Source organism: Phenylobacterium sp. Root700 (assembly GCF_001429025.1).
GTDB lineage: Bacteria > Pseudomonadota > Alphaproteobacteria > Caulobacterales > Caulobacteraceae > Phenylobacterium.
Map to the genome: position 1 here is coordinate 42,657 of NZ_LMHT01000031.1, position 3,180 is coordinate 45,836.

A 3,180-nucleotide genomic window follows, 5' to 3' on the forward strand; every position below is an offset into this window, starting at 1 on the left:
TCTCAGTCTTTCCTAGTAGCGGTAGTGGTCCGGCTTGAACGGGCCGGATTCCGGCACGCCGATGTAGTCGGCCTGGTCCTTGGACAGCGTGGTCAGCTTGGCGCCGAGCTTCTCGAGGTGAAGGAAGGCGACCTTCTCGTCGAGGTGCTTGGGCAGGGTGTAGACCTTGGTCTCGTAGCTGGCCTTGTTGGTCCACAGTTCGATCTGGGCCAGGGTCTGGTTGGTGAAGCTGGCGCTCATCACGAAGCTCGGGTGACCCGTGGCGTTACCCAGGTTCACGAGGCGGCCTTCCGACAGCAGGATGATCTTCTTGCCGTCCGGGAATTCCACGTGGTGGACCTGCGGCTTGATCTCGTCCCACTTGAAGTTCTTCAGGCCGGCGACCTGAATTTCGGAGTCGAAGTGGCCAATGTTGCAGACGATGGCGTTGTTCTTCATCCGGCGCATGTGGTCGACCGTGAGGACGTCCTTGTTGCCGGTGGCGGTGACGTAGATGTCGCCCTTGTCGGCGACGTCTTCCATCGTCTGGACCTCGTAGCCTTCCATCGCCGCCTGCAGGGCGCAGATCGGGTCGATTTCGGTGACGATGACGCGCGCGCCGCCATTGCGGAGCGAGGCCGCCGAACCCTTGCCGACATCGCCGTAGCCGAGCACGACCGCGACCTTGCCCGAGAGCATGACGTCGGTGCCGCGACGGATGGCGTCGACCAGGCTCTCACGGCAGCCGTAGAGGTTGTCGAACTTCGACTTGGTGACGCTGTCGTTGACGTTGATGGCCGGGAACGGCAGCTCGCCGCGCTCGGACATCTGGTACAGGCGGTGGACGCCCGTGGTGGTTTCTTCCGACACGCCGCCGATGGCGTCGCGGATCGCCGAATAGAAGCCCGGCTTTTCAGCCAGGTAGCGCTTCATCACCGTGTAGAGCGCTTCTTCTTCTTCGTTCTGCGGGTTGTTCAGGACCGACGGGTCCTTCTCGGCCTTCGGGCCGAGCACGCAGAGCAGGGTGGCGTCGCCGCCGTCGTCGAGGATCAGGTTCGGGTAGCCGCCGTCCGACCACTCGAAGATCTTGTGGGCGTATTCCCAGTACTCGATCAGGTTCTCGCCCTTGATCGCGAAGACCGGCGTGCCGGCGGCGGCGATGGCCGCGGCGGCGTGGTCCTGGGTCGAGAAGATGTTGCACGAGGCCCAACGGACGTCGGCGCCCAGGGCTTCAAGCGTCTGGATCAGGACGGCGGTCTGGATGGTCATGTGCAGGGAGCCGGCGATGCGGGCGCCCTTCAGCGGCTGATCCTTGCCGAACTCGGCGCGCACGGCCATCAGGCCCGGCATCTCGGTTTCGGCGATGGCGATTTCCTTGCGGCCGAAATCGGCCAGGGTGATGTCTTTCACGACATAGTCGGTCATCGGGCGGTCCTGTCGGAGAGTGTGGTTTGACGGCTCTATAGCGTCGCGGCGTCAGCGGAGCAACAAACACATAAAGATTTCTTTATATGACTAACCAATCCAGAAGGCCGGGGCGGCGAGCACCTGGCCCATGGCCTTGGCCGACGCCTTGGCGGTTTTGGGCTTGGCGGCGTCGCGCAGCGCGATCAGCTGGCGGGCGGCGGCCAGCGCCTTGCCCTTCAGTTTCAGGCGCTCCACCAGGGCGCCGGCCACCGCCGCGTCGTTCATCAGGCCGAGCTGATCCTGCAGGCGCTTGAGGTCCTTGATGAAGACCTTGGCGGGCTCGGGCTCGAACAGGGCGACGAAAGCCTCGGCGGCGTAGCGCAGCTTCTTGGCGGCGATGCGCGCCTCATGACGCGCCGCGTCGTCCTGGCCCTCCAGATCGGCGCCGCGCTTGAGCAGCGTCTTGCGACGACGCTCCAGCGCCTTGGCCGCGAAGCGTTCGGCCGGCATGTCCCGGCGCTTAGCCGACGCCTTGCCGCCCTGGGTCAGCCAGGCGCCGGTCTCGACCCAGGCGGTGGTTTCCAGCACCAGTTCGCGGAACCGGCCGGAAGCCACGGCCGCGCAGGCCTTGGCGTGACCGCGCGCCCGCGCCGCCTCGACCGCGGCCAGCAGGGGCGAGAGGTCCAGCGCCGGGTCATCGAACTTCGCGAGATCGGCCGCGAAGACGTCGAAGTCGCGAGCCTCGTCGCAGGCGCCGGCCAGCCACTTCAGCTCGCTGGCGATGTCGTCGGTCCGCTCGTCGTCGACGATAGTCTTGAAGGTCGAGATCGTGCTGCGCAGCCGCCGCACGGCGACCCGCAGCTGATGCACCGCCTCGACGCTGTCGGCCTGGCGCAGCACCACGCCGTTGGCGGCGATCTGCACCAGGGTGTTGCGGGCGATGGCCTGGAAGGCGCCGGCCGCGCTCAGGCCGCGAGCCAGGGGCGCCTTGTCATGCCTGCGCGGCGCGCGGTCGGTGCCGTCGATCAGGCCCTGGCCCTGGGAGGCCTTGCCGTCGAACGACAGATAGAGCGGCGCGGTCTTCGACAACTGGCGGGCCAGCTCGAACATCGGGTCGCAAACCCCGGCCTTCAGCTCCAGCTCGACCTCGCTGATCCGCCGGGTGCGCTCTCCGGCCTGGACCTCGCCCTCGTCGACCGCCATCTCGATGGTGGCGCCGCCATAATCGAAGGTGCGCTGACGCCGGACCACCCGCACCGTGAAGATCGGCGCCAGGGTGGCGCGCTTGGCGGCCGGCAGGGCGTCTTTCAGGGCGGCCAGCGAAAGATCGAGCCCGATTCCCTCGATCGACTGTTCGTGTTCCTGGCGAGCGAAACCGTCGCCGCGCTTGAGCGTCTGCACCCGTTTGGCCCCGCCTTCGCGGATGCGCAGCGAAATCCGCGCGCGGCGCAGATCGCCCTGCGGCGTGTCGAAATAGGTGGAGACCAAAGTCTTTTCATGGGTTTCGCCGACCGGCGCAGCCGCCAGCACCGCCGCGAGATCCGCAGGCTCGCAGAGGAACTTCAACTCTATCTCGTCTTCACCCGCGCTCATGCGCTACACGCTCCCGACCACGCGCGGTTCGCCCTCTTCGAGCGGCTGACCGCCAATTTGGCGCTCGTTCGCTTGAGAAGGCTCCCCATGAACGCTCCAATCGCTCAAGGTTTCCGTCCTGTCGATCCCGCACAGCCCCGTCACGACTGGACGCTGGCGCAGATCGAGGCCCTGTTCGAGCTTCCGTTCACCGAACTGGTG

At 66.4% G+C, this 3,180-nt stretch carries 2 protein-coding genes; both read right to left on the minus strand.

The genetic code is table 11. The features are described 5' to 3' along the window. Nucleotides 1–12 precede the first annotated feature (12 nt). Nucleotides 13–1,404, minus strand: coding sequence for an adenosylhomocysteinase (gene ahcY, locus ASE02_RS15845; RefSeq protein ID WP_056735514.1), 1,392 nt, complete (start codon nucleotides 1,402–1,404; stop codon nucleotides 13–15). Between the two features lie 90 nt (nucleotides 1,405–1,494). Next, on the minus strand, nucleotides 1,495–2,979 hold the full coding sequence (locus ASE02_RS15850; protein ID WP_056735515.1) for a CYTH and CHAD domain-containing protein: 1,485 nt from the start codon (nucleotides 2,977–2,979) through the stop codon (nucleotides 1,495–1,497). Between the last annotated feature and the right edge of the window lie 201 nt (nucleotides 2,980–3,180).